Source organism: Kosakonia sp. ML.JS2a (genome assembly GCF_025642095.1).
GTDB lineage: Bacteria > Pseudomonadota > Gammaproteobacteria > Enterobacterales > Enterobacteriaceae.
The window spans coordinates 3,704,025-3,729,159 of sequence record NZ_CP106754.1 but is presented as its reverse complement, the minus strand read 5'-3'; the positions used below and the strand labels follow the sequence as shown (position 1 = coordinate 3,729,159).

Annotated in this window: 24 protein-coding genes; 13 read left to right on the top strand and 11 right to left on the bottom strand. The window is 53.0% G+C overall.

Features of this window, described 5'->3' with window-relative positions:
* Positions 1-23: 23 nt before the first annotated feature.
* The 5 genes from N7922_RS17770 (at position 24) to N7922_RS17750 (ending at position 4,650) form a co-directional block, all read left to right on the top strand.
* Positions 24-1,529, top strand: a complete 1,506-nt coding sequence (locus N7922_RS17770; protein ID WP_263100942.1) for an FGGY-family carbohydrate kinase — start codon at positions 24-26, stop codon at positions 1,527-1,529.
* Positions 1,526-2,182 carry a 3-keto-L-gulonate-6-phosphate decarboxylase UlaD gene (ulaD, locus tag N7922_RS17765; RefSeq protein WP_263097563.1) on the top strand — a complete coding sequence of 219 codons (657 nt, stop codon included), beginning with the start codon at positions 1,526-1,528 and terminating at the stop codon, positions 2,180-2,182. Before N7922_RS17770 ends, ulaD begins: the two co-directional genes overlap by 4 nt.
* A complete protein-coding gene (locus N7922_RS17760; RefSeq protein ID WP_263097562.1) occupies positions 2,182-3,042 on the top strand; it encodes an L-ribulose-5-phosphate 3-epimerase in 861 nt (286 codons plus the stop codon). Before ulaD ends, N7922_RS17760 begins: the two co-directional genes overlap by 1 nt.
* Positions 3,036-3,731 (top strand): L-ribulose-5-phosphate 4-epimerase, encoded by a 696-nt coding sequence (gene araD, locus N7922_RS17755; protein ID WP_263097561.1) that lies wholly within the window; start codon positions 3,036-3,038, stop codon positions 3,729-3,731. Before N7922_RS17760 ends, araD begins: the two co-directional genes overlap by 7 nt.
* Before the next feature lie 157 nt (positions 3,732-3,888).
* Positions 3,889-4,650, top strand: coding sequence for an AraC family transcriptional regulator (locus tag N7922_RS17750; RefSeq protein ID WP_263097560.1), 762 nt, complete (start codon positions 3,889-3,891; stop codon positions 4,648-4,650).
* Here the strand turns inward: N7922_RS17750 and leuA are convergent.
* The 3 genes from leuA to N7922_RS17735 all read right to left on the bottom strand — a co-directional run bounded on the left by leuA (position 4,640) and on the right by N7922_RS17735 (position 9,280).
* Entirely contained in the window at positions 4,640-6,310 is a 1,671-nt protein-coding gene (leuA, locus tag N7922_RS17745; protein ID WP_263100941.1) for a 2-isopropylmalate synthase, read from the bottom strand. The two genes, N7922_RS17750 and leuA, sit on opposite strands and share 11 nt — an antisense overlap.
* A gap of 130 nt (positions 6,311-6,440) precedes the next feature.
* On the bottom strand, positions 6,441-7,859 hold the full coding sequence (gene melB, locus N7922_RS17740; protein WP_263097559.1) for a melibiose:sodium transporter MelB: 1,419 nt from the start codon (positions 7,857-7,859) through the stop codon (positions 6,441-6,443).
* A gap of 68 nt (positions 7,860-7,927) precedes the next feature.
* Complete coding sequence (locus N7922_RS17735) at positions 7,928-9,280, bottom strand: alpha-glucosidase/alpha-galactosidase (RefSeq protein ID WP_263097558.1); 1,353 nt, start codon at positions 9,278-9,280, stop codon at positions 7,928-7,930.
* Between the two features lie 237 nt (positions 9,281-9,517).
* Here N7922_RS17735 and melR point away from each other — a divergent pair, with 237 nt between their 5' ends.
* Positions 9,518-10,435, top strand: a complete 918-nt coding sequence (gene melR, locus N7922_RS17730) for a transcriptional regulator MelR (RefSeq protein WP_263097557.1) — start codon at positions 9,518-9,520, stop codon at positions 10,433-10,435.
* Between the two features lie 116 nt (positions 10,436-10,551).
* Here the strand turns inward: melR and N7922_RS17725 are convergent, their stop codons facing one another.
* Positions 10,552-12,090 (bottom strand): methyl-accepting chemotaxis protein, encoded by a 1,539-nt coding sequence (locus N7922_RS17725; protein ID WP_263097556.1) that lies wholly within the window; start codon positions 12,088-12,090, stop codon positions 10,552-10,554.
* Positions 12,091-12,559: 469 nt separating this feature from the next.
* On the opposite strand from N7922_RS17725, the gene N7922_RS17720 reads away from it, so the two are divergent.
* A complete protein-coding gene (locus N7922_RS17720) occupies positions 12,560-14,479 on the top strand; it encodes a methyl-accepting chemotaxis protein (RefSeq protein ID WP_263097555.1) in 1,920 nt (639 codons plus the stop codon).
* Positions 14,480-14,528: 49 nt separating this feature from the next.
* On the opposite strand, the gene N7922_RS17715 is transcribed toward N7922_RS17720, so the two are convergent.
* The 3 genes from N7922_RS17715 to N7922_RS17705 all read right to left on the bottom strand — a co-directional run bounded on the left by N7922_RS17715 (position 14,529) and on the right by N7922_RS17705 (position 15,668).
* The gene (locus tag N7922_RS17715) at positions 14,529-15,101 is read right to left on the bottom strand and encodes a DUF1349 domain-containing protein (protein WP_263097554.1); all 573 of its coding nucleotides are present in this window, start codon (positions 15,099-15,101) and stop codon (positions 14,529-14,531) included.
* A 121-nt stretch (positions 15,102-15,222) separates the two neighbouring features.
* Positions 15,223-15,303 (bottom strand): DUF1778 domain-containing protein, encoded by an 81-nt coding sequence (locus tag N7922_RS25325; protein WP_411554281.1) that lies wholly within the window; start codon positions 15,301-15,303, stop codon positions 15,223-15,225.
* A gap of 110 nt (positions 15,304-15,413) precedes the next feature.
* Complete coding sequence (locus N7922_RS17705; protein ID WP_263097553.1) at positions 15,414-15,668, bottom strand: helix-turn-helix domain-containing protein; 255 nt, start codon at positions 15,666-15,668, stop codon at positions 15,414-15,416.
* A 106-nt stretch (positions 15,669-15,774) separates the two neighbouring features.
* Here N7922_RS17705 and N7922_RS17700 point away from each other — a divergent pair, with 106 nt between their 5' ends.
* The 3 genes from N7922_RS17700 (at position 15,775) to N7922_RS17690 (ending at position 18,402) form a co-directional block, all read left to right on the top strand.
* Complete coding sequence (locus tag N7922_RS17700; protein WP_263097552.1) at positions 15,775-16,002, top strand: helix-turn-helix domain-containing protein; 228 nt, start codon at positions 15,775-15,777, stop codon at positions 16,000-16,002.
* A 289-nt stretch (positions 16,003-16,291) separates the two neighbouring features.
* The gene (locus N7922_RS17695; RefSeq protein WP_263097551.1) at positions 16,292-17,524 is read left to right on the top strand and encodes an AAA family ATPase; all 1,233 of its coding nucleotides are present in this window, start codon (positions 16,292-16,294) and stop codon (positions 17,522-17,524) included.
* A gap of 2 nt (positions 17,525-17,526) precedes the next feature.
* The gene (locus N7922_RS17690) at positions 17,527-18,402 is read left to right on the top strand and encodes a DUF4435 domain-containing protein (protein ID WP_263097550.1); all 876 of its coding nucleotides are present in this window, start codon (positions 17,527-17,529) and stop codon (positions 18,400-18,402) included.
* A 48-nt stretch (positions 18,403-18,450) separates the two neighbouring features.
* Here N7922_RS17690 and N7922_RS17685 read toward each other — a convergent pair whose 3' ends face one another.
* From N7922_RS17685 to N7922_RS17675, 3 genes are read right to left on the bottom strand one after another with little or no spacing between them, the layout of a single operon-like run.
* Positions 18,451-18,993 (bottom strand): 1,2-dihydroxy-3-keto-5-methylthiopentene dioxygenase, encoded by a 543-nt coding sequence (locus tag N7922_RS17685; RefSeq protein ID WP_263097549.1) that lies wholly within the window; start codon positions 18,991-18,993, stop codon positions 18,451-18,453.
* Positions 18,990-19,679: an acireductone synthase gene (gene mtnC / locus N7922_RS17680; RefSeq protein WP_263097548.1), complete on the bottom strand. Its 690-nt coding sequence runs from the start codon at positions 19,677-19,679 to the stop codon at positions 18,990-18,992. The genes N7922_RS17685 and mtnC overlap by 4 nt, the downstream gene beginning before the upstream one ends.
* Positions 19,676-20,290 (bottom strand): methylthioribulose 1-phosphate dehydratase, encoded by a 615-nt coding sequence (locus N7922_RS17675; protein WP_263097547.1) that lies wholly within the window; start codon positions 20,288-20,290, stop codon positions 19,676-19,678. The genes mtnC and N7922_RS17675 overlap by 4 nt, the downstream gene beginning before the upstream one ends.
* A 116-nt stretch (positions 20,291-20,406) precedes the next feature.
* Between N7922_RS17675 and N7922_RS17670 the strand changes: the two genes are divergently transcribed.
* The gene (locus tag N7922_RS17670) at positions 20,407-21,567 is read left to right on the top strand and encodes a pyridoxal phosphate-dependent aminotransferase (protein ID WP_263097546.1); all 1,161 of its coding nucleotides are present in this window, start codon (positions 20,407-20,409) and stop codon (positions 21,565-21,567) included.
* 30 nt (positions 21,568-21,597) lie between these two features.
* On the opposite strand, the gene dsbG is transcribed toward N7922_RS17670, so the two are convergent.
* Complete coding sequence (gene dsbG, locus N7922_RS17665) at positions 21,598-22,344, bottom strand: thiol:disulfide interchange protein DsbG (RefSeq protein ID WP_263097545.1); 747 nt, start codon at positions 22,342-22,344, stop codon at positions 21,598-21,600.
* A gap of 365 nt (positions 22,345-22,709) precedes the next feature.
* Between dsbG and ahpC the strand changes: the two genes are divergently transcribed.
* Together ahpC and ahpF are read left to right on the top strand one after the other, a co-directional pair.
* Entirely contained in the window at positions 22,710-23,273 is a 564-nt protein-coding gene (gene ahpC, locus N7922_RS17660; RefSeq protein WP_061494418.1) for an alkyl hydroperoxide reductase subunit C, read from the top strand.
* Positions 23,274-23,517: 244 nt separating this feature from the next.
* Positions 23,518-25,083: an alkyl hydroperoxide reductase subunit F gene (ahpF, locus tag N7922_RS17655; RefSeq protein WP_263097544.1), complete on the top strand. Its 1,566-nt coding sequence runs from the start codon at positions 23,518-23,520 to the stop codon at positions 25,081-25,083.
* The last annotated feature ends 52 nt before the right edge of the window (positions 25,084-25,135 follow it).

Here is a 25,135-nt window from a genome sequence, read left to right as displayed (position 1 = left end):
GCAATAAAAACGAGAGCACGACGATGAGTGATAAAGAGACCTTCTGGCTGGGTATCGATTGTGGCGGTACTTATCTGAAAGCCGGTTTATATGACAGCCAGGGCAGGGAGCACGGTATTGAACGCCAGTCTCTGAAGACGCTCAGCCCGCAACCCGGTTACGCCGAGCGCGATATGCGCGCGTTGTGGACAGCCTGTGCCCAGACCGTTTCGCGTTTGCTGCAACGCACCCATACCCCCGGCGAACGCATTCGCGGCGTGGGCATTTCTGCGCAGGGCAAGGGGCTGTTTTTGCTGGATAAAAACGATCAGCCGTTGGGCAATGCGATGCTCTCGTCCGACCGCCGCGCGCTGGAAGTGGTGAAGCGCTGGCAACAGGATGGCATTCCGCAACAGCTTTACCCGCTGACCCGCCAGACGCTGTGGACCGGGCACCCGGTCTCGTTGCTGCGCTGGCTGAAAGAGAACGAGCCGCAGCGTTATGCGCAGATTGGCTGCGTACTGATGGGGCACGACTATTTGCGCTGGTGTCTGACCGGCGTCAAAGGCTGTGAAGAGAGCAATATCTCGGAATCCAACCTCTACAACATGTCCCGGGGTTACTACGACGCGCGTCTGTCGCAGTGGCTGGGGATTGGCGAAATTGATGCGGCGTTACCGCCGATTGTGGGTTCAGCAGAAATCTGCGGGGAAATCACCGCTAAGGCAGCCGCCATAACCGGTCTCGCGGCGGGTACGCCCGTCGTGGGCGGTCTGTTTGATGTGGTTTCCACCGCGCTCTGCGCCGGGCTGCAAGATGAACAGCGGCTGAATGCGGTGATGGGGACTTGGGCCGTGGCCAGCGGCATTGCGGAGGGCCTTCGCGACAACGAAGCCCACCCCTATGTGTACGGGCGCTACGTTAACGACGGTCAGTACATTGTGCACGAAGCCAGCCCGACCTCTTCCGGCAACCTCGAGTGGCTGACCGCGCAGTGGGGCGACATGTCATTTGAGGAGATAAACCACGCCGTTGCCTCGTTGCCCAAAGCGGGCAGCGAGCTGTTTTTCCTGCCGTTTTTGTATGGCAGCAACGCGGGCCTGGAGATGACCAGCGGTTTTTACGGCATGCAGGCGCTGCATACCCGAGCGCACCTTTTACAGGCGGTCTACGAAGGGGTGGTGTTCTGCCATATGACGCACCTTAACCGCATGCTGGCGCGTTTTACCCACGTTGAAGCGCTGCGCGTCACCGGCGGTCCGGCGCACTCCGACGTGTGGATGCAGATGCTGGCGGATGTCAGCGGGCTGCCTGTGGAACTGCCGCAGGTGGAAGAGACCGGCTGTTTCGGCGCGGCGCTTGCCGCCCTTGTCGGTACCGGCGAGTACCGCGACTTCCAGCACGCGCAGCAGGTGTTAAAGCATGACATTCGCACCCTGACGCCGGATATGACCGCCCACGCCGCTTATCAGCGCAAATACGCGCGTTACCAGATTTTGATTGAAGCACTACAGGGCTTTCACGCCCGCATTAAGGAGCAGACGTTATGAGCCGACCATTACTGCAACTGGCGCTAGACCATACCAGCCTCGCGGCTGCCCGGCGCGATGTGGCGCTGTTACAGGATCATGTCGACATTGTAGAAGCCGGCACCATTTTGTGCCTGTGCGAAGGGGTGAACGCCGTACGCGCGCTGCGCGCCCAGTGCCCGGAGAAGATCATCGTTGCGGACTGGAAAGTCGCCGACGCCGGGGAAACGCTGGCACAGCAGGCGCTTGGTGCGGGCGCGAACTGGATGACCATTATCTGTGCTGCGCCACTGGCGACTATCGAAAAAGGTCACGCGGTTGCGCAGGCGCACCAGGGTGAAATTCAGATTGAGCTGTTCGGCAACTGGACTTTCGACGACGCCCGCGACTGGTATCGCACTGGTGTGCGTCAGGCGATTTACCACCGTGGCCGTGACGCGCAGGCCAGCGGTCAGCAATGGGGTGAGGTGGATCTGGCGCGCATGAAGGCGCTTTCTGATATCGGTCTCGAACTGTCGGTCACCGGCGGGCTGACGCCTGCGGATCTGCCGCTGTTTAAGGACATTAACGTAAAAGCCTTTATTGCCGGGCGCGCACTGTCCGGCGCGGCGAACCCGCAGCAGATTGCCCGCGAGTTTCATCAGCAGATTGATGCCATCTGGGGAGAGAAGTAATGCGCACACATCCGTTGGGTATTTATGAAAAAGCGCTGGCGAAAGATCTGAGCTGGCCGGAGAGGTTGGTGCTGGCGAAAAGCTGCGGTTTCGATTTTGTCGAAATGTCCGTTGATGAGACCGATGAGCGTCTTTCGCGCCTGGAGTGGAGTACCACACAGCGTGCATCGCTGGTGGAAGCGATGCTGGAAACCGGGGTGTCTATTCCGTCGATGTGCTTATCGGCGCACCGCCGTTTTCCGTTTGGCAGCCGTGATGAACGCGTGCGTGAACGGGCGCGGGACATTATGACAAAAGCTATCCGTCTGGCGCGCGATCTTGGGATCCGCACCATTCAACTGGCCGGGTACGACGTTTACTACGAAGAGCATGACGCGGGCACGCAGCAGCGTTTTGCTGACGGGCTGGCGTGGGCGGTGGAACAGGCCGCCGCTGCGCAGGTGATGCTGGCGGTCGAGATTATGGATACCGCCTTTATGAACTCCATCAGCAAATGGAAAAAATGGGACGACATGCTCGCCTCGCCGTGGTTTAGCGTCTACCCGGATGTCGGCAACCTGACGGCCTGGGGTAACGATGTGTCTGCCGAGCTGGCGCTGGGGATCGACCGCATTGCCGCTATTCATCTGAAAGATACCCAGCCGGTGACTGAAGAGAGCCCTGGTCAGTTCCGCGATGTGCCGTTTGGCGAAGGCTGCGTCGATTTTGTCGGCGTGTTCCGCACGTTGCACCAACTGAACTACCGCGGCGCGTTTTTAATTGAGATGTGGACCGAAAAAGCCAAAGAGCCGGTGCTGGAAATTATCCAGGCCCGCCGCTGGATCGAAGCCCGTATGCAGGAAGGAGGATTTGTATGTTAGAGCAACTGAAAGCCGAGGTGCTGGCCGCCAACCTGGCGCTGCCCGCCCATCATCTGGTGACCTTCACCTGGGGTAACGTCAGCGCGGTGGATGAGAGCGGCACACTGATGGTGATCAAACCCTCCGGCGTGGAGTACGACGTGATGACCGCAGAGGATATGGTGGTGGTGGAGATTGCCAGCGGTAGGGTGGTGGAGGGCAATAAAAAGCCGTCATCCGACACGCCAACGCACCTGGCGCTGTATCGTCGCTTTCCGCAGCTTGGCGGCATTGTGCATACCCATTCGCGCCATGCCACCATCTGGTCGCAGGCCGGGCTGGATCTGCCTGCGTGGGGAACCACCCATGCGGATTACTTCTACGGCGCGATCCCCTGCACCCGCTTGATGACCGACGAGGAGATCAACGGCGAGTATGAGTATCAGACCGGGGAGGTGATCATTAAAACCTTCGAACAGCGTGATATCGACCCGATGCAGATCCCGGCGGTACTGGTGCATTCCCACGGCCCATTTGCGTGGGGCAAGAACGCCGCCGACGCGGTGCACAACGCGGTGGTGCTGGAAGAGTGCGCGTATATGGGGCTCTTCTCCCGCCAGCTGGCGCCGCAACTGCCGGATATGCAGCAACCGTTGCTGGATAAACACTACTTGCGCAAGCACGGTTCAAACGCTTACTACGGGCAGTAAGTGTTTTGCACTGTGCCCGGTGGCGTGTGACTTACCGGGCCTGTGCGTGTGTCTGTGCTTCGGCCTGCCGCTTTCCGGCGACGCAGACAACGGATGACAGAAAACGCGGCGCTGTTTAAGGTAGGGTGACTCTGCCAATGACCCCTACAGGCGCGCCGTGAAACAGACTTTCGTTTTGGATTTCTCCCTTCGTTCTCTGATCCCTTATGCCCATGACTACCGGCATGGCGAGCATGAGCAGTGGCATACGCACCCTTGCGATCAACTGATTCATACCCTGAGCGGCGTGATCCGCGTTGAAACCGCGCAGGGAACGTGGGTAGTGCCGCCAGCCCGTGGCGTCTGGATCCCGGCGCACGTTTCTCATGCCCTGCATATCGACGGCGACGTGCAGGCGCGGGGCGTGTTTGTGCAGCCGCTGGCGCGCGCCGATCTGCCGGTTGTCTGCCAGGTGGTGCGGATCAGTGAGTTATTGCGGGCGCTGATCGTGAACGCCCTGGATTTGCCTGAGGCATATCAGGCCGGGACGCGGGCGGAGCGTATTTATGAGTTGATCCTCGATGAAATCCGCCTGATGAACACGCTGCCGTTTTGTTTACCGGAACCCTCGTCACCCCGTTTAAAACAGCTGTGCGATGCGGTGCGTGCAACGCCCGCCGGAGCGTGGACGCTGGAAAATGCCGCCCGCCAGGTGAGCATGAGTGGACGCACGCTGTCGCGCCATTTCTACCAGCAAACCGGGTTGCAGTTCAGCGAATGGGTGCGGCGCGCGCGATTGCTGGTTGCGCTGACGCGGCTGGCCAGAGGTGAGCCGGTCACGCAGGTGGCGCTGGACTCCGGCTATGCGAATCCCAGCGCCTTTAGCGCCATGTTTCGCCGGGTGATGGGCGTGCCGCCCGGCGATTACTTTACGCCGTAATAAACTGCCCGGCAGCGTTCAGCAACGCCTGTAATGAGGCGCGGGTTATGTCGCTATCAATGCTCACGCCCCAGGCGCGCTCGCCTTTTTTATTTTCGCAGCAGACATAGGCTACTGAGCGGCTGTCGCTGTGTTTCCCCAGCGTATGTTCGTGATAGCTCTCAATGTTGATCTCCACTTTCAGGCTTCGGCACAGTGCGGTGATGGCGGCGGAAAGAAAACCGTTGCCGGTCGCGCCGAACTTCAGTGCGTTGCCCTCGTAGCGGATTTCCGCCAACAGGGCGGTCTCTTGCCCCGGCTGGTTAGTGCAGGTGTACTCAATCAGTTGCAGCGCGGGCTGATCCACCAGACCGTAACGCTGGCGGAACAGGTTCCAGATGGCCATTTGCGACATCTCTTTCCCTGCGCGATCGGCTTCATGCTGTACCTGCTGGCTGAAGGCCTGTTGCAGTTTACGCGGCAGACTCAGGCCGTGGTTCTGTTCCAGCAACCATGCCGCGCCGCTTTTGCCGGACTGGCTGTTCACGCGGATCACCGCTTCGTAGCTGCAACCGACGTCCGCCGGATCGAGCGGCAGGTAGGGCACGTCCCAGTACGGAGCCGGGGCATGCTGGCGGGCGGCGAACCCTTTTTTGATGGCATCCTGATGCGAGCCGGAAAACGCCGTAAACACCAGTTCTCCGGCGTAAGGATGGCGTGGCGCAACGGGGAGCTGGTTGCACTCTTCGACGATCTCCACCACTTTTTTCATTTCGCTGAAATCGAGCTGCGGGGCGATGCCCTGGGTATAGAGGTTCAGCGCCAGCGTCACCAGATCTGCGTTCCCGGTGCGCTCGCCATTGCCAAACAGGCACCCTTCTACGCGCTCAGCGCCAGCCAGCAACGCCAGTTCCGCGCTGGCAATGCCCGTGCCGCGATCGTTATGGGTATGCACGCTGATGCAGACCTGTTTCCGGCGGGAGAAATGGCGGCAGAAGTGCTCAATCTGGTCGGCGTACACATTCGGTGTGCTGACTTCAACCGTGGCAGGCAGGTTGATGATCATCGGCCGCAGGGGGGAAGGGGCCCAGACATCGGCGACTGCTTCGCAAATCTCCAGCGCAAATTCGGCTTCGGTAAAACAGAACGTTTCCGGCGAGTACTGAAACACCCACTCGGTGCCCGTTGCCTCTTCACACTGGCGGCGGATCTGTTTTGCCGCGTTGACGGCCAGCATGACAATCTCTGCACGGCTCTGGCGGAAGACCTGCTCGCGAAACACGGGCGCTGTGGCATTGTATAAATGCACCGTGGCGCGATGCGCGTCCTGCAACGATTCAAAGGTGCGGGCAATTAAGTCTTCCCGCGCCTGCGTTAAGACCTGAATAGTGACATCGCCGGGGATGCGCTGTTCCTCAATTAACTGGCGCACAAAATTGAAATCGGTTTGTGATGCGGACGGGAAAGCGACTTCAATTTCTTTAAACCCGCAGGCGAGCAGTAAATCCCAGAACTTCAGTTTACGCGCTGCATCCATGGGTTCGGCGAGTGCCTGGTTGCCGTCCCGCAGGTCGGTGGATAACCAGCGCGGCGCGCGTGTAAGGGTGTTGTCCGGCCAGCGGCGGTCGCTGAGTTTCACTGGCGTGTGCGGTTTATATTTGTCACTGGGGGTCGTTAACATCATGGCTCTCCGTCGGGGTTTTCCCCAGTTTCCACGGAGAGCCATTGGCGTGCGCACGCGCAGATGACAACGTATTGCTTAAAAGTGACAACCTGCAGTCTGTTGCCGCCGCTGCCTGGTCATCATGGTGCTACACCTGAATCTGGTCCGCCATGACCGGCTGCGCGGTTTTCGCGGCGGGTTTATCCACGTGGCGATATTTATCCAGCAGGTGGATCTGGATGCGGCGCAGCAGGTCGCCATTGAGTTTGTAGAAGCGGAAGTAGACCAGCAGCGAGACCAGGAAGAAGCAGGCCGGCAGCGCCAGCATAATCACTTGCATGCCCATTAAGGTGCTGGCGGACTGCGCAACGTTTGGCACATAGCCAATCACTCCGAGGACAATGGCAATAAAGTATGCCGCGAATGCCGCTCCGGCTTTCACCACCAGGGTCTGCACCGAATAGGCGATACTTTCGCAACGGACATTCAGTTTGTATTCGCCGTAATCGACGGTGTCGGCCACCATAATCACCTGCAATACCCAGAAGAAGGCTTTACCGATACTGAAAAAGACGCCCGCCAGCAAAATCATCCAGGCATGGGTCTGCCCCATCAGCGCCATCCACAGCAATATACCGCCGCTCAGCACTGGCAACACCGATGCGCCCGCCCACAGCACCCGGCGGGAGAAGATCTTCACCAGTTTCGGGAACAAAATCAGGATCAGCAGGTTGGCAATGCCGGCATAGGACATGTAGTAGGGAAACAGGTCGACATTGCCAATCACATAGGTGAAGTAGTAGATGGCAAACCCTTCAATCACGTTCGCAGCGGTGTTATACGCCAGCGCCATCACCAGCAGGCAAGCCAGTTGATCGTTTTTAAAAATCAGCTGCACCATCTGTTTCAGGCTCATAGCGTTCTGCCCGGCGCTGGGCTGCTTATCTGACGAGTAAACTTCATGCACGTTACGCAGGGTAACGAGCGTGGATAGAACAAAAAAAGCAATTAACACCAGCGTCAGCATCTGAAAACCGAAACCGCGATCCGCGCCGCCAACGGCATTGACGAACGGTAAGGCAATCCCGGCGGTCACAAAGCCTGCCAGACTGGCGAAAAAGCGTGGGTAGGGCACCAGTTGTTCGCGCTCGCGCTTATCCAGCGTGATGGTTGGCACCAGCGACCAGAACGGCACATCCATAATGGTGTAGGTGAAGCCCCACAGCAGGTAAGTCGCCCACACCCAGATCAGCTGGGTTGCGCCCGTAAAGTGATGCGCGCTGAACAGCATATAGAGCACCACCGAGTTGGTCAGCGTGCCGATTAAAATCCACGGTTTAAACTTCCCCCAGCGCGATCGGGTGCAGTCCACTATCCAGCCCATGATCGGGTCTGCCAGCGCATCAAGAATTCGCGCGACCAGAAACAGCGTACCGACCATGCCGACCGACAGGCCGACGATATCGGTGTAGTAATACATCAGGTACATGTAGACGATGCCGATCGCGAAATCCTTACCAAATGCACCAAATCCGTAGCTGAGTTTTGTTGTCATTGAAATACTCATAGGGTACCGATTGCCTCTTTCAGTGTCGGAAGGGGAAGCCAACAGCCGGGCGAACCCGGCGTTGCGCATTAGCGATGCAGCCAGGCGGGCAGCCAGTCGCCGTGACTGGCAATTAAGTCGTCCACCAGCGCGTAGATCTCATCAATACCCAGTACGGCGGCGGTATGCGGATCCATCAGGGTTGCGTAGTACACGTAGTCTTTGTTCTCCGTGAGGATCGCCTCCGTCAGCAGGGTTTGCACATTGATGTTGGTTTGCATCAGCGCCGCCAGATGCGTGGGCAGTTTGCCCACTTTAGTGGGCTGGATGCCGTTGGCGTCTACCAGGCAGGGGACTTCCACGCAGCAGTCCTGCGGCAGGTTGTCGATCAGGCCATCATTGCGGACGTTGCCGTAAATCACGCTCGGCTCGCCGGTGTGGATGGCGTTCATAATGGTGCTGGCGTATTCGCGCGACGGTTTGAGGGTGATGCGGTCGGCGGTTTTGTACTCCTGTAGCTCTTTCTGCCAGTTCGCCAGTTGTTCGACGCAGCGTTTCGGGTACTCATCCAGCGGCACCTGATACCGTGCGATCAGATCGTCACGCCCCGGCTTGATAAACCACGGGGTGTATTCGGCGAAGTGCTCGGAGGATTCAGTGACGAAATAGCCCAGTTTCTGGAACATTTCGTAGCGCACGATGTTCTGACAACGTGGATTGCCGTGCATGTTCGGCTTTGGCGCGCGTTTATCGGCCCAGGCCTGGTGGAGCTCCGGATAGAGGCTGGTGTAGCTGCCATCGGGCTGTTTTTTCTCCAGCGACAGGTAAAACGCCATGTGGTTGATACCGGCGCAGCGGTAGCGTAATAACGCCGGATCAAGATCGAGATCGCGTGCCAGTTCCTCCGCTGTGCCCTGCACCGAGTGGCACAGGCCAACCTGACGGATATGCGGATAGCGGGCATACATCGCCCAGGTGTTCATCGCCATTGGGTTGACGTAGTTAAGCAGGGTGGCGTTCGGGCAGACCTCGGTCATGTCTTCACAGATTTGCCACAGATGCGGGATGGTGCGCAGCGCCCGCATAATGCCGCCAGGGCCAAGCGTGTCGGCAATGGTTTGTTCGAGGCCGTGACGCTTGCAGACCTCAAAATCGGTGACGGTGCAGGGCTCATAGCCGCCAATCTGAAAGGCGACCACCACAAAATCGGCGTCTTTCAGGGCGGTCTTTTGGTCGGTATGGCAGCTGATTTGCCCGTTCGCGCCGACAGAGTCCATCAGCTTGCGCACCACAATGTGCGACTCCTCCAGGCGGGTGGCGTCGATATCCATTAAGGCGACGTGCGCATCTTTCAGCGCCGGGCGCTGAAAAACATCGCCGAGGATATTTTTAACAAATACCGTTGAACCGGCGCCGATAAAGGTAATTTTTGCAGCAGGCATGTGCATTCTCCCTGGTGATGGTTGTTCTTCCTGAGCGTGGCACGCGCCTTGTGCGCCATCTGCCTTGTTCCTGCGGGTGCATTCCCGGAAACTCAGATTGCGCTATATACGGCGTTGGATCTGAGTTTTCGGGAAAAAATAGGCGGTTAAGCAGAGTTAACGGCAATACCTTTAACTAAAATAGAACAGTATTGAGAGAAACGAATCGCGAAAGTGACGATCCAGCAAGAGGGCAGGATGGCAAAAGAGCAGATCAGAGCAGATATGTGCAGCGGGGATGAGAAAACCACCCGTGGCCCGCTGTCGCTGTACTCCGAGTATCAGCGCATGGAGATTGAACTGCGCGCGCCGCACGCGATGTCCGCCAGCCACTGGCATGGGCAGGTGGAGGTGAATGTGCCGTTCGATGGCGATGTGGAGTACCTGATCAATAACGAGGTGGTGCGCATCAAGCAGGGCTATATCACGCTGTTCTGGGCCTGTACGCCGCACCAGCTTACGCGCCCCGGTGAGTGTAAGCAGATGGCGATTTTCAACCTGCCGATGCATCTGTTTTTGTCATGGCCGCTGGATCGCGAGCTGATTAATCATGTGACGCACGGGATGGTGATCAAATCCCTGGCGGCGCAGCAGCTGAGCGCGTTTGAAGTGCAGCGCTGGCAGAACGATCTCAACAGCGATAACGAACAGATCCATCAACTGGCCATCGACGAAATCGCCCTGATGCTTAAGCGCTTTAGCCTCTCCGGCTGGCAGCCGATACTGGTGAATAAGACCTCGCGCACCCACAAAAACAGCGTCTCGCGCCACGCGCAGTTTTATGTCAGTCAGATGCTGGAGTTTATTGCAGTCAATTATGACCAGATGCTGACCATTGATGCGATTGCCGAGCATGTGAAGCTGAATCCCAACTATGCGATGGGGATCTTCCAGCGGGTGATGCAACTCACCATGAAGCAGTACATTACCGCTATGCGCATCAACCATGTGCGCGCGCTGCTCAGCGACACGGACAAAACCATACTCGATATTGCGCTCACCGCCGGGTTTGGCTCCAGCAGCCGTTTTTACAGTACGTTTCGCAAATATGTGGGGATGCCGCCGCAGAGGTATCGCAAGCTTAGTCAGTTACGCAGACAGCAGCATGCGTCGTGAACGTTCCGGACCTCTGACCATTCGCCAGCTTTTGTGCCGATAGAGGTTAGCGGACCCGGGACAGTCCTGGATAAGCGAGTAGGGTAGCCGGATGCGCGAAACACCCGGCTCTGTGGCTACAACTTAAACGCATTCACATCGTTGAGCAGTTTCCCGGCCTGGTGGCTCAGGGAGTTTGCTGCCGTGGCCATCTCTTCCACCATCGCGGCGTTTTGCTGCAAATTCCCCTCCATCTGGCTGACGGCGATATTCACCTGCTCGATGCCGTGGCTCTGCTCGGTGGAGGAGTTATTGACCTGATTGATAAGCACCGTGGTTTCATCGACTGCGCCCAATGCATCGTTCATGCGCGTGGTGACGTTCGCCGCATAATTGACCCCCTGACCCACATTTTTGATCGCTTCATCGATTAACCCGCGAATATCCCGTGCAGCAACGGAGGAGCGCTGCGACAGGGAACGTACTTCTCCGGCAACCACCGCAAAGCCTTTGCCTTGCTCCCCGGCGCGGGCTGCTTCCACCGCTGCGTTCAGCGCGAGGATGTTGGTCTGGAAAGCAATGCCGTCGATAATGTCGGTAATTTCAGAGATTTTCGCCGAAGAAGCAGAAATATCATCAATGGATTTTTGCAGCGAACTCAGTTCCCGATGACTTTCATTGACCATAGACTGAACCCGACCAATAAACGCATTGGCTTCCTGGGCATTGTCCATATTGTGTTTCACCGTCACTGACAGCTCGTTCATGCTGGCGGCAGTCTGTTCCAGCGACGAAGCCTGAGACTCCGTGCGGGAAGAGAGATCATCGTTACTCTTGGCGATTTCACTGGCGGCAATATCCACTTCGTTGCTGGCATCTTTTACGCTTGCCAGCACCTGGCGGATTTTATCCATCAGGTTATTAAAACTTTCTGCGGTTGCGCCAAGTTCATCTTTTTTATGCAGATCCACTTTTACGGTTAAATCCAGCGTGTTACTGATGGTGCCCATACTGGTCTGCAGGTTTTTTAAACCTTTATTCAGATAGCTAAGAATAGACGTTGCGAAAACGGCAACCAGCGCCACTAAACCAATAATGGTGCCAACCAGTAGCCAGAAGGTACTGATATATTGTGCGTGGTTGTTTTTTGCATATTCTTTAGCAATATCATAGTTGTGCGTTAGCATGCCATTTAAATTAGTGCTTAATGCAACGGAGGCTGCGGCTGTTATTCCCCCGTCAGAAACCATGCTACGGGCGGCATCAATACCACTGCTGTGATAGGTCGTGACCAGCGCATCGATTTTTTGTGCGTAGTCATCAAATGAGTCGCTGGCTTTTTGCTGTAATTCGCCATCTATTTTATCGCTGATAAGGTTGGCTTTGTAAAAATCCAGGATATCTTTGGTCTTACTCAATTCGCTTTTGGCTTGCGTCATGTGTTTAGTAAACACGCTTTCATCGCTAACAAGCAACGACATTAAAATCTGGCGTCTGGCTTCCTCGCGGTGCTGCAGAGCTTCACTCAATTTACTGATGCTTGGCAGGCTGTTTTCTATAACGTAATCAAAACGTTCCTGCGCTTTATCTAAAGCCCTGATGCTCAGGCTACCCAGTATAATTATTGCAATAAACGTGGCTATAAAAACAAATAACAATTTTTTCAGGATGGTCATAATGGGCCTCAGATGCATTCCATAGAGAGGAGACCTTTTTTATATCGGCGTCCTAACTGAAATCTTCACGACTGTTTACGTAAAAGTCGGATATTTTTTGATCTGCGCCATTATAATAAATAACTATGTTGAAATAGTGTTTTAATACAGTAGATAACGTATGTTGTGGGTATTTGATAATTGTATATAATATATTCTAAGTAGGTGGTTTTAATCCTCTTGATATATCATATAAAATAAAATGTGATCGTGGTTTTATTTAATGGTGAAAAATATAAATACTATTTTTTAATGCGTTTTTTGACTAATTAAAAAAGCGCGGCGTGCCGATAGTAGATATAGCATCAAGTACACAGCATTAATGTCGCGGCACCAGAGGTTAGCCTGATAATACTAAGCAGGCTAACCCGGTGTTTTCGGCATTTATCTGTTGTCATCATTCTCATACAGGGCGTCGAGGAGTAAGCAGATGGCACGTCAGATTACTATGTTTAAAAATCTTTCTGTAGCGGCAAAGTTATTTGGCGGCTTTTCTGTTTTGCTCGCCATTATCATTCTTTCTTCTGTATTAAGTATTTATCAGCTATCGGTTATTCGCGATCACTCGGATAAAGCACAACTGGTGACACAGATTAATGAGGATCTGAATACCGCCAGACGAAATCGCCTTGTTTTTCAGCTTAATCATGACCAAAAAACGATGGCGGAAAACCAGGCGGCCATTGAAAAGATGTCGGCCGGTATTGAGCAGGGCGGCAACCTCATCTGGGAGCATGACACCGGACTGTTGTTCGAAGAACTGAAATCCACGCTTCCGCGCTATGTGGAGTTGCGCAATAACCTGCTGGCTGATGAAAATGCCGCGACCCAGCAGGCCAAACAGGTTCTGGCGGCGCTGAACCACCCGGTGTTCACGGAATACAGCGATGCAATAAAAGGCAGTGCGGCTCCGCAGAAAAACGACGTCAATTACATGATGTTACTGGCGGCGTTGCAGGCAGATGCCGACGGCATTGTCGACTCTCGCGGCAAAGAAGATAAGAGCCAGTTCTCTGAGGCGCTGCAAAATGCCAACGCGCTCCACGCCCTGATAAAACAGGGAGAGGGGACGGCAGATACGGTGATGGTGGATGACGTGCATAACCAGTTGCAGAATCTGGATCACCAGATTGATGCGTATTTTGCCGCGCTGGCAAAAGCCCAGACGGCGTCGGATGCGCTTTCGGCCGTTGCGGATAAACTCAACACTGTCACCAATAGCCTGGCGAAAATGCAGACCGAGAAGAGCAATGCTTCGATCGGCAATGTGATTTACATTTTGCTGGTGGTCACCGTGTGTGCAGTGCTGGTTGGCATGGTCACGGCATGGCTGATAACCCGACAGATGACGCGGCAGATCCGTTACAACCTGACGCTGGCGGAAAGCATTGCTCAGGGCGATCTCACGGCCATTATTGAAGCGGAATCCACCGATGAGCTGGGACGCCTGAGCACGGCAATGGCGGCTATGAACCAGAAACTGCGCGATCTGATCTCACAAATCAAAGAGTCGGTGGTCAGCGTGGCATCAGCCTCGTCGCAGATTGCCGCTGGCAACACCGATCTCGCCTCCCGTACGGAGGAACAATCGGCGGCGGTCGTTGAAACCGCCGCCAGTATGGAAGAGCTGACCTCCACCGTAAAACGCAACGCGGATAACGCCCGCGAAGCCAGCAACCTCGCCCAGACGGCGGCGAAAAATGCGCAGAGCGGCGGCAAGCTGGTGTCGGACGTGGTGCACACGATGGATAACATCACCGAAAGCTCCAATAAAATTAAAGACATCATCACCGTAATCAACGGTATCTCCTTCCAGACCAATATCCTTGCCCTGAATGCGGCGGTGGAAGCGGCCCGCGCCGGGGAGCAGGGGCGCGGTTTCGCCGTGGTGGCAGGTGAAGTCAGAAGCCTCGCACAGCGTAGCGCCGAGGCTGCCAAAGAGATTGAAGGGCTGATTCAGGAGTCCGTCGCCAGGGTCAGTTCCGGCTCAGAAATGGTGAACAAAGCCGGAGAAACCATGAAAGAGATTGTCTCTTCCGTGGAAGGCGTGAGCGGCATTATGACTGAAATTTCCCATGCTTCGGACGAGCAAAGTCGCGGTATTGATCAGATCAGTAAAGCGATGAGCGAACTGGACACCACCACCCAGCAAAACGCCGCGCTGGTGCAGGAGTCGTCCGCCGCAGCAGGCTCGCTTGAGCAACAATCCGGCCAGTTAAGCCGGTTGATTTCCCTGTTTAAACTGGGTCATGAGGGGGAAAGTAAGGCACATAGAACACGTACCGTTGCCGCTCAGCCAGTGGCTCAGACGGCGGCCCCGGTTGGCGAAGGAAACTGGGAGACGTTCTGAGTCAGGTCCGTAGCCAGTGTATCCGGCGGGCTACGGCGTTTCCTGATGCTCAGGAGAGATCGTGAAGATCTTTTTCCTGCAATGGCGTTAAGGTGATATCGGTAAAACGCACCTCCAGACCTTCGCGTTCGGGGGTGCAACACATGACGCCGACGGCACACTGCGTGTGCGCAAAAGGGCAGAGCCGCAACAGCGGCCACACCTGACCGTCGGTGGAGTATTGCAGCCTGAGCGCGTCGCCTTTGCGGCTCAGTCGCAGCCAGAAGTCACCCGCATCACCGGGGAAAATACCGGTCGCCCAATCCGACTGCCCGTGCGTCAGTACGCTGCCTATCGCTGGCGCGCCGTCGTTAAACTCGATCCCGGCTTTCAGCCAGTGTTGTTTGTCTGCCACCAGCAGAATACCCGCCTGGTCGTACAACGCAGAGAAACGCGCCTGTATCCGCACCTGAAAGGTGAAATCCCCCGTTACGTCGTGCACAAAACCGTGCCCGCTGAAGCGCTCAAACCCGTACCAGGTGGTTTGCCAGAAATCGGTGTTGCCATCGGTCACGACGCTGAGCCCGTCCGGCGTTTTGCGCCAGACGTGCGGCGCGTTGATCCAGTAAAAATCGTCCGACATGTTTCGTTCCTTCTCCCATAAAACGGCCTAACGAGTGTTGTCTGTGGTGGGGAATATTTCCAGCGTGAAGCATGAAATCCGCGCAACGCATTGCCGTTGAAGTCGGGTGATAATAGGGGACTTAGGTTTTTATGCTTCGCAAACGATTTGCTGCGCGCTTGAGTTTTGCATTCGGTTTAGGCGGGTTTTCCAATGCATCCATCACTTGGTTCCACGAATTTTCATTCAGAATGAGTCGAATGTACTGATCCCCCTCCTCAAGCAGGAGAGGGCAAATGAGAATATAGGGCAACGAATCTTTTTCTCTCTTCATTAGCGAAAAGAATTGCGAAAACGTCGTTCGATCTTGTTTCCGTTCTGATCTCTGTAGCGTTCTGGCCAGATAGTTTCTGGCTCCAGTTCAAGCGCTTTCGCGATAATAGATTCACCTTTCGGCCATGGGCGCTGTAATGCATTTGCCAGCGTTGATGATGCCAGTCCTGCTTCGCGAGATAGCGCAGCCAGACTGGTTCCGCGTTTCTTCAGGGCTGCGAGGATATCTGCATGATGCCAGTTATGACCTTCCATTGTGTGCTCCTTACACAGGTTGTTATGCGTTCAATTATCCCGTTTTGGGATAAAATGGCAATGAGTGGATATTCGATTTCGGGATATTTATCATGGAATCGAGCGCATGGCATCCATCTATTCAGAACAGTATCAGAGCGTGATCACAGCGCTCAAAAAAGCCCGTAAAGAGCGTGGCATCACGCAGGTTCAACTCGCAGAGGCGCTTGGTCGTCCACAATCTTTCATTGCCAAAATTGAGAGTGGTGAAAGAAGGTTAGACGTGGTTGAGTTTGTGCATTTGGCGAGATTAGTGGGGTTAGATCCAAATAGAATCATAAATAATATCCGCTAAATGTAGTTTTGATGGTTTATTATTAGCTATATAGTAATATGTCAATAAAAAATATAAATACTAACATAATAATATTTTGATATTTAGAACCTAGTTAATGACAGTACTAACTGGTTTTTGACGTTGTGAATAATATTAAGTTTCTTTTATGTAAAAACAGTCATACAATCAGTGCAGCTAAAAATTACTTTCCCTTAAATGAAAAAAATGCAGTGAGGTACTGAAGTTTAGGGGATTTACTATTACATATGGAATGATAGTATTCATCAGATCATAGGGGTCATAAGGTATGTCTATTAAGGCTATGATTGTTCAAGGATTGTTTGGTCGTTTAGATTACAATCTTATTTTGGAATCACAAGATATAAGCATTATTACTGGGCCTAATGGTTACGGGAAAACGATGCTGTTGAGAATAATTGACTCTATTCTAAAAAATGACTATAAGAATTTATCTTCCATAAAGTTTAAAAGTATCTATTTATCATTTACTGGTGGTTTATCTGTAAGTGTTGAAAGAAAAAATGCAAGTTTAATGGTAACCTTATCAGATTTAAAAACAGATAGAGTGACAGTGGAACATATTAATGAAGGGATATCCGGTAATAATGAACAGGATGTCTACTTCATGGATGATAAAGGTAAAAAGGTAGAGCTTCGGTTAAGAAGTATTAATGAAAAAAATAATCCTACAGGAATTAAGCAAGAGGTTTTTTTATCGTATTTTGGTGATATAACATCTACTTTCATTAAAGCTCAGCGTCTTCAAGATTTGGAATCAAAAGAAATAAAAATAAGCCAACTGGCGGAAGATCTAAAAAAAAGGATGGCAAGAATTTCATTGAATGCCTCAATCACTTCTCAACGATTGGACTCATCTTTCCCTACCAGACTTTTCGATAAAATAGAGAATTCTGTTGGTGGTGGTAGACATGCCAATGTCTCAGAAAGGCTTAGAGGTCTTCAAAGAATAAAGGGAGATTTGCTGAAATATGAATTAATTGAATCAGATGATGGTCTTTCATCGAACTATTTTCTTTCTTCCGAAATTTCATCGGCTTATGGAGAAGTGCTAAATTTATATGTTGAAGACGCATTAAAAAAACTTGAGCCTTATTCTGATTTGTATAAAAAAATAGATTTATTTGTCAATATCATAAGCGATAGTGTTTTATCTTTCAAAAAAATAAAAGTTAATAAAGAAAGAGGTTTTTATTTTGTTGAAGAAGATAACGAAAATGAAGTTATCCCTTTGGATAGTTTATCTTCTGGCGAACAAAATCAGGTGATAATTTACTATGATATGATATTTAAATCTAAAGAAAATACCGTGATCCTAATTGATGAGCCAGAGATCTCTCTTCATGTGGCTTGGCAAAAAAATTTCCTCGGCGCTGTGAGTGAAATTCAAAAAATAAATAAACCAATTAATATCTTAATTGCAACACATTCCCCAACTATAATAAACACTCGATGGGACCTTACTCATGATTTATTCGATATGAATGGGGCGAAAATTTGATCATGATGTCATTGAAAGACAGCACGACTGAACTTGATTGGGTTGGCTCAATGATTCTTTTATTTAAGAGTGAGAAATATTCCGGGAAAATATTAATTGTATTAGAAGGTAGAACAGATATAGGATTGTTTAAGTGTTTGGAACTTCATGATTCAATTCATTATGATTCACCCTGCAAGGGCAAAATATCTGTTATTGATTCTGTGCGTAAATTGCGTGAATCCGGTAATGATAAAGTCTATGGAGTATGTGATGCAGATTTTGATATAATATTAAATAGAAGCTATGAGGATATAGTTCTCACTGATTTTCATGACATTGAAGTGATGATGATTAGTTGTGGTTTTATTCGTAATTTTTTCTTCGAATATACAAATCCTAAAAGTTATGAGTTTCTTGATGAAAATGCGTTAATTTCAGAGATTGAGAAAAATATATTTGATGTTTGTTATTATATTGGTGTTTTGAAATGGATAAATGCTGAGCATGATTTTGGTTTTAATTTTACAAATTTGAATATTGAATCTTTTGTACATTTTGATGGTTTTAGAATAAGTTTTGATAAAGATATTTTTATAAGTGATGTATTAAAAAGGTATAAAAAGGAAGTGGATTATGATTATATTTCAATGCTTTACGATGAGTATGATCAAAAAACGGTAGATGTGCTTCATGTTTGTAATGGACATGACTTCACGAATGTTTTAAGTAAACTTTATAAAGGCGAGTTTACAAATGATAAAAATATCAATCAAGACAAGATAGAAAGAAATTTACGGCTTTATTATTCAGCGCAACATTTCGAAAAAACTAATATGTACAATAAAATAAAAAACATTCTTAAGAAATATGAAGGTGAATTAAGGATGGTAGGTTGATGGAAAAGGCATAGCTCTCTATGCCTCTTTTCTGAAACTCTAAAAATGCTAACCCAACCTTGGATACCCAACCGCAATTTCACTCCCGGTAAACTGCGCTATCCACCCTTCGGGATTATCAAAAATCCGGATTGCAGTGAAGTTCGGCTCTGAGCCCATATCAAACCAGTGCGGGGTGCCTGCGGGCACGGAGATCAGATCGTTTTTCTCGCACAGCACCTGGTAAACTTCGTCGCCGATATGCAGGCAGAACAAGCCAGCGCCTTCCACGAAGAAGCGCACTTCGTCTTCGCCGTGGGTGTGTTCGTTAAGGAACTTCGCGCGCAATGCCTCTTTTTGCGGGTTATCAGCGCGCAGGCTGATCACATCCCAGCTCTGGTAGCCTTTTTCCGCCACCAGTGTGTCGATAGCGTGCTGGTAAGCGGTGATCACCGTCTCCGGCGTGGGGTCCGTGCCCAGGTCGCGGTCTGCCTGCCAGCGTTCAAATCGCACGCCTTTGGCGTTCAGCTGCTGCTGGATTTCGCTCGCTTCTGTGCTGTGCCACACCGGCGTGCTGGCATCGGTATCGGTGTAAATCGTCAGTGCGCTCATGAAGGTATCTGCTCCGGCTTAATGTTGCTGAAAGAGGGAACCTGATGATGATGGCTGGCTGCGTCATCATCACCGCGAATCAGTTGTGTGGTGCGAAAACCGGCCTCTTCGGCGGCGTCCAGCTCCTGGTGAATATCCGACAGGAACAGAATGGACGGGGGCGGTAGCCCAAGCTGTGTGGCGATATTACGGTAGGATTGCACCTCCCGCTTCGCACCCACCAGCGTATCGAAGTAACCGCTGAACAGATGAGTAATATCACCTTCGTCGCTGTAGCCAAATAACAGTTTTTGCGCAGCAACGGAGCCAGAGGAATATACATACAGATCAACGCCCTGAGCCTTCCATTTTTCAAGCTGCGGCAGCACGTCCGGGTAAAGGTGGCCGGTAAAATCGCCGTTGACGTAGCCGTCGCGCCAGATGATCCCCTGCAACGCTTTGAGCGCCGTCGACTTGCGGTCTTCATCCATAAAAGCAAACAACACATTGATCAGTTCGGCTGCGCTGGCATCCGGTTGCGCCACTTCTTCACGCAGATTGTTCAGGATGGTGCTGACCGGCTCTTTATACTGCTCTGCGGTGACAAATGCGGCCAGACGCTCGCGGGCGTAAGGAAACAACACGTTATGCACAAAGCGGATATCACTGGTGGTGCCTTCAATATCGGTAACGATAGCGCGGATCATAGTCTCTCCAGCAGGCGGCGCTGCAGTTCGCATTCAAATAAAAATTCCAGCCCTTCCAGATGGCGGCGGGCTTCGGCGACATCGCGCCCCCAGCAGGTTAGCCCGTGACCGCGCAGCAGAAAACCATAATGTAGCGGGTGGGTTTGTGCCGCGTCTTCAATGCGTTTTGCCAGCGCGTCGATATCCTGATCGTTATCGAAAATCGCCACTGGCACGGTGTCCAGGTGGCTGGTCTGCCCGCGCAGGGATTTTTGCATCTCGTAACCAGTGAGTTGCAGTGCGGCGGATCTCTCCACGCGGGAGAGCACCGTCGCGTTGACGGTATGCACATGCAACACCGCGTTGGCTTGCGGGTAGAGGCGATAAATCAGGGTATGCAACCCGGTTTCCGCCGAGGGTTTACGGCCGGAAGGCGCATGATTGTCGGCAATGGAAACCTGCAAAAAGTCTGCGGTGGTCAGGCTGCCTTTGTCTTTACCGGACTCGCTCAGCCAGCACCAGTCGGCGTCCTGGCGCACCGACATATTGCCGCCGGTGGCTGGCGCCCAGCCTTTCGCACCCAGCCAGTGGCAGGCGGAAACGAGTTCATGGAGTTGCAGGTTGTCTGTCATAACCCTTCCTTATAAGGAATATTGTTATCGTATAGACGTCTAAGCGTCTTGATTGCCAAATACTAACATCGTGTTATAGTGGCAGCAACATGAGTATTACAAGCAGGCACGCAACGATGAGTAATAACCCACTGATTCCTGAGAGTAAACTTCCCGCACTTGGCACCACCATCTTCACGCAAATGAGCGCGCTGGCGCAGCAGCATCAGGCGATTAATCTGTCGCAGGGCTTCCCGGATTTCGACGGCCCGCGCTTTTTGCAGGAGCGGCTGGCGCACCACGTGGCGCAGGGGGCGAATCAGTACGCGCCGATGACAGGCGTGCAGGCGTTGCGCGAAGCCATTGCCGATAAAACCGAAGCGCTGTACGGCCATAAACCGGATGTGAATAGCGACATCACGGTGACTGCTGGGGCGACGGAAGCATTGTATGCGGCCATTACGGCACTGGTGCGTCAGGGTGATGAAGTTATCTGCTTTGATCCCAGTTACGACAGCTATGCGCCCGCAGTGGAACTTTCCGGCGGAGTGCTGAAGCGCATTGCGTTGCAGCCGCCGCAGTTTCGCGTCGACTGGCAGGAATTTGCCACGCTACTGAGCGATCGCACGCGGCTGGTGATCCTCAACACGCCACACAACCCGTCGGCCACGGTGTGGCGTAATGCGGATTTTGCCGCGCTGTGGCAGGCGATTGCCGATCGTGAAATTTATGTCATCAGCGATGAAGTCTACGAACACATCTGCTTTGCCGAAGAGGGCCATGCCAGCGTGCTGGCGCATCCGCAACTGCGTGAGCGGGCGGTGGCGGTGTCGTCATTCGGTAAGACTTATCATATGACCGGCTGGAAAGTGGGTTACTGCGTGGCGCCAGCCGCCATCAGCGCAGAGCTGCGCAAGGTGCATCAATACCTGACGTTTTCTGTCAATACACCGGCGCAGCTGGCGCTTGCGGATATGCTGCGTGCTGCGCCTGAGCATTATCGTGAATTACCGGCCTTTTACCGCGCCCGCCGCGATGTACTGGTCAATGCGCTCAGCAACAGCAAGCTGGAGATTTTGCCCTGTGAAGGCACCTATTTCCTGCTGGCGGATTACAGCGCTATCTCCGATCTTGACGACGTGAGCTTTTGCCAGTGGTTGACGAAAGAGGTAGGCGTGGCGGCGATCCCGCTGTCGGTGTTCTGCGCCGATCCCTTCCCGCACAAGCTTATTCGTCTGTGCTTTGCGAAACAGGAATCGACGCTGCTGGCAGCGGCAGAGCGCCTGTGTAAACTGTAACCCTCTTCGGCGGCGCGCTCTGCGTCGCCGTTATTTGTCGCCCATGATGGTTTTCAGTTTTTCAGCATCCGGCAGGCCGACTTCCTGCTGCAACACGTTATCTTCATTCATGTAGTAGATCGCAGGCGTGGCGTTTGCGCCGAGATCGTCCATGATTTTCTGATTGCTGTTCAGTTTTTTCATCATTTCCGGCGGGACGGATTTGGGCAAGGTCAGCGCCATTTTGCCGTTGGATTGCTCATAGTCGTGCCAGCTTTTCGCCGGATCTTTCGCGCTCAGAATGGCGGCCGCCGCGGTCGGGCTTTCCGGTTTGATCACGCCGACCAGCAAGGTACGGATCTGCACTTTGCCGGACTCTACCCACGGGCGTGCCTGCTGCCAGAACTGCTTGCAATAGGGGCAGTAAGGATCGGCGAACACATACACCACCCGCGGTGCCTCTTTTTTACCATCCAGGATCCAGTCGGCTTTTTCCATCTGTTGCCACAGCGCGCGCCCGGCAGGCGCGTAGATCTCTTTGGCGATCAATTTTTCGCTCAGGTTGCTGCCTGCCTCGTCATACATATAGCCGGAGATGGCGTGTTTGCCGTCCGGTGTCAGGTAAATGGTGACCCCCATGTCCTGGTATTTGCCAAGATAGCCTTTCATGCCGCCGGGTGCGTCAAAGGATTTGATAATGGTGATGCCTTGCTTTTCAATGGCTTTTACCGGCGCGGGCAGCTCTTCCGCGTGCAGGGTGAGCGGGAGCAATGTCAGCATTAACAGGCGCTTGAACATAAAAATCCTTATAAAATCAATGGGTAAAATTCAACTTAGGGCAAACCTATCACAGCCATAGATAAGACCCCGTCCGGTTGGCATTGTCGCGGGGCGCCGGGGATGGTCTAATCGATTTGCTTGATGACCTTTGGTTATGAGCGCAACACATTGCCAGCTTGCTGGCGCTGAAGCACCCACGGGTATTTCAGGTATCGAGGCCACCCGTCGCGGTGGCCTTTTTACGTTTGGCAAATTGATCGTTCACAAGGTTGCTTGTTGCGGGTTGTTAGCTAACGCTTATTGATTTGATAATGCAAACGCATTAGCCCTGTCACACAAAGTTCGTTAACTTACACCTCAACGAAAACACGGAGGAAGTATAGATGTCCTTAATTAATACCAAGATTAAACCTTTTAAAAACCAGGCGTTCAAAAACGGTGAGTTCATCGAAGTAACCGAGAAAGATACCGAAGGCCGCTGGAGCGTCTTCTTCTTCTACCCGGCTGACTTCACCTTCGTATGCCCGACCGAACTGGGCGACGTGGCTGATCACTACGACGAACTGCAGAAACTGGGTGTGGACGTATACTCTGTTTCCACCGATACCCACTTTACCCACAAAGCATGGCACAGCAGCTCTGACACCATTGCGAAAATCAAATACGCGATGATCGGCGACCCGACAGGTGCCCTGACCCGTAACTTCGAAAACATGCGTGAAGACGAAGGTCTGGCTGACCGCGGTACCTTTATCGTTGACCCGCAGGGCATCATCCAGGCTATCGAAGTGACCGCTGAAGGCATCGGCCGCGACGCGTCTGACCTGCTGCGTAAAGTGAAAGCGGCGCAGTATGTTGCTTCTCACCCTGGCGAAGTGTGCCCGGCGAAATGGAAAGAAGGCGATGCGACGCTGGCTCCGTCTTTGGACCTGGTTGGTAAAATCTAACTTTCCCGGCGTCTTTCACGTCATAGCGGCGTTGGCGTCTCCTGCTCACCCCGGTCGCTTACTGGTGTAAGCTTCCGGGGATTCTCAGGCTGGCCGCCTTGCTCTGACGCGACATACTGGGGAAATTATCTTGCAAACGGGTGCTTTTGGGGGCCCGTTTTATTCAACACCATGATGCAAGTTGCATTGATGCAGCCTTACATGATTCGGCTTGCATGATGATGTTTTAAGAGAGGGAATGACGATGCTCGACACCAATATGAAAACGCAACTCAAGGCGTACCTTGAGAAACTGACCAAACCTGTTGAGCTGATTGCTACGCTGGATGACAGCGCGAAATCGGCAGAAATCAAGGAACTGCTGGCTGAAATCGCGGAACTGTCAGACAAGGTCTCCTTCAAAGAAGACAACAGCCTGGCGGTGCGTAAACCCTCATTCCTGATAACAAACCCAGGCTCGAACAACGGCCCACGCTTTGCCGGTTCGCCGCTCGGTCATGAATTTACCTCCCTGGTGCTGGCGCTGCTGTGGACCGGTGGGCATCCGTCAAAAGAGGCGCAGGCGTTGCTTGAGCAGATCCGCGATCTCGACGGGGATTTTGCCTTTGAAACCTATTACTCGCTCTCCTGCCATAACTGCCCGGACGTGGTGCAGGCGCTGAACCTGATGGCGGTGCTGAACCCGCGCATCACGCATACGGCAATTGATGGCGGCACTTTCCAGAACGAAATCACCGATCGTAACGTGATGGGTGTTCCGGCCGTGTTCGTGAACGGCAAAGAGTTTGGCCAGGGGCGTATGACGCTGGCGGAGATCGTCGCCAAAATTGATACCGGCGCAGAGAAACGTGCGGCGGAAGAACTGAATAAACGCGATGCCTACGATGTGCTGATTGTGGGTTCCGGCCCGGCAGGCGCAGCGGCGGCAGTCTACTCTGCCCGTAAAGGCATTCGTACCGGTCTGATGGGCGAGCGTTTCGGCGGCCAGGTGCTGGATACGGTCGACATCGAAAACTACATTTCCGTGCCGAAAACCGAAGGTCAGAAACTGGCGGGCGCGCTGAAAGCGCACGTGGCTGAGTATGACGTGGACGTGATTGACAGCCAGAGCGCCAGCAAACTGACGCCAGCGGCGGTTGAAGGCGGCCTGCATCAGATTGAAACCGCCTCCGGCGCGGTGCTGAAAGCACGCAGCATCATCATTGCCACCGGCGCGAAATGGCGCAACATGAACGTACCGGGTGAAGATCAGTATCGCACCAAAGGCGTGACCTACTGCCCGCACTGCGACGGCCCGCTGTTTAAAGGTAAACGCGTGGCGGTGATTGGCGGCGGCAACTCCGGTGTGGAAGCGGCTATCGATCTCGCCGGGATTGTTGAGCACGTCACGTTGCTGGAGTTCGCTCCAGAGATGAAAGCGGATCAGGTGTTGCAGAATAAGCTGCGTAGCCTGAAAAACGTCGACATCGTGCTGAATGCGCAGACCACCGAAGTGAAAGGCGACGGCAGCAAAGTGACCGGTCTTGAGTACCGCGATCGTGTCAGTGGTGATGTGCACCACGTGGCGCTGGCGGGGATCTTTGTGCAGATTGGTCTGCTGCCGAACACCACCTGGCTGGAAGGCGCTATTGAGCGCAACCGCATGGGTGAGATCATTATCGATACCCGTTGTGAAACCAGCGTGAAAGGCGTGTTTGCGGCCGGTGACTGCACGACGGTGCCGTACAAACAGATCATTATTGCTTCGGGTGAGGGGGCTAAAGCGTCGCTGAGCGCGTTTGACTACCTGATCCGTACTAAAACTGCATAATCAAAAAAAGTAAGACTACACCTGCAAACAAAAGAGGCTGCCTTTGGGTAGC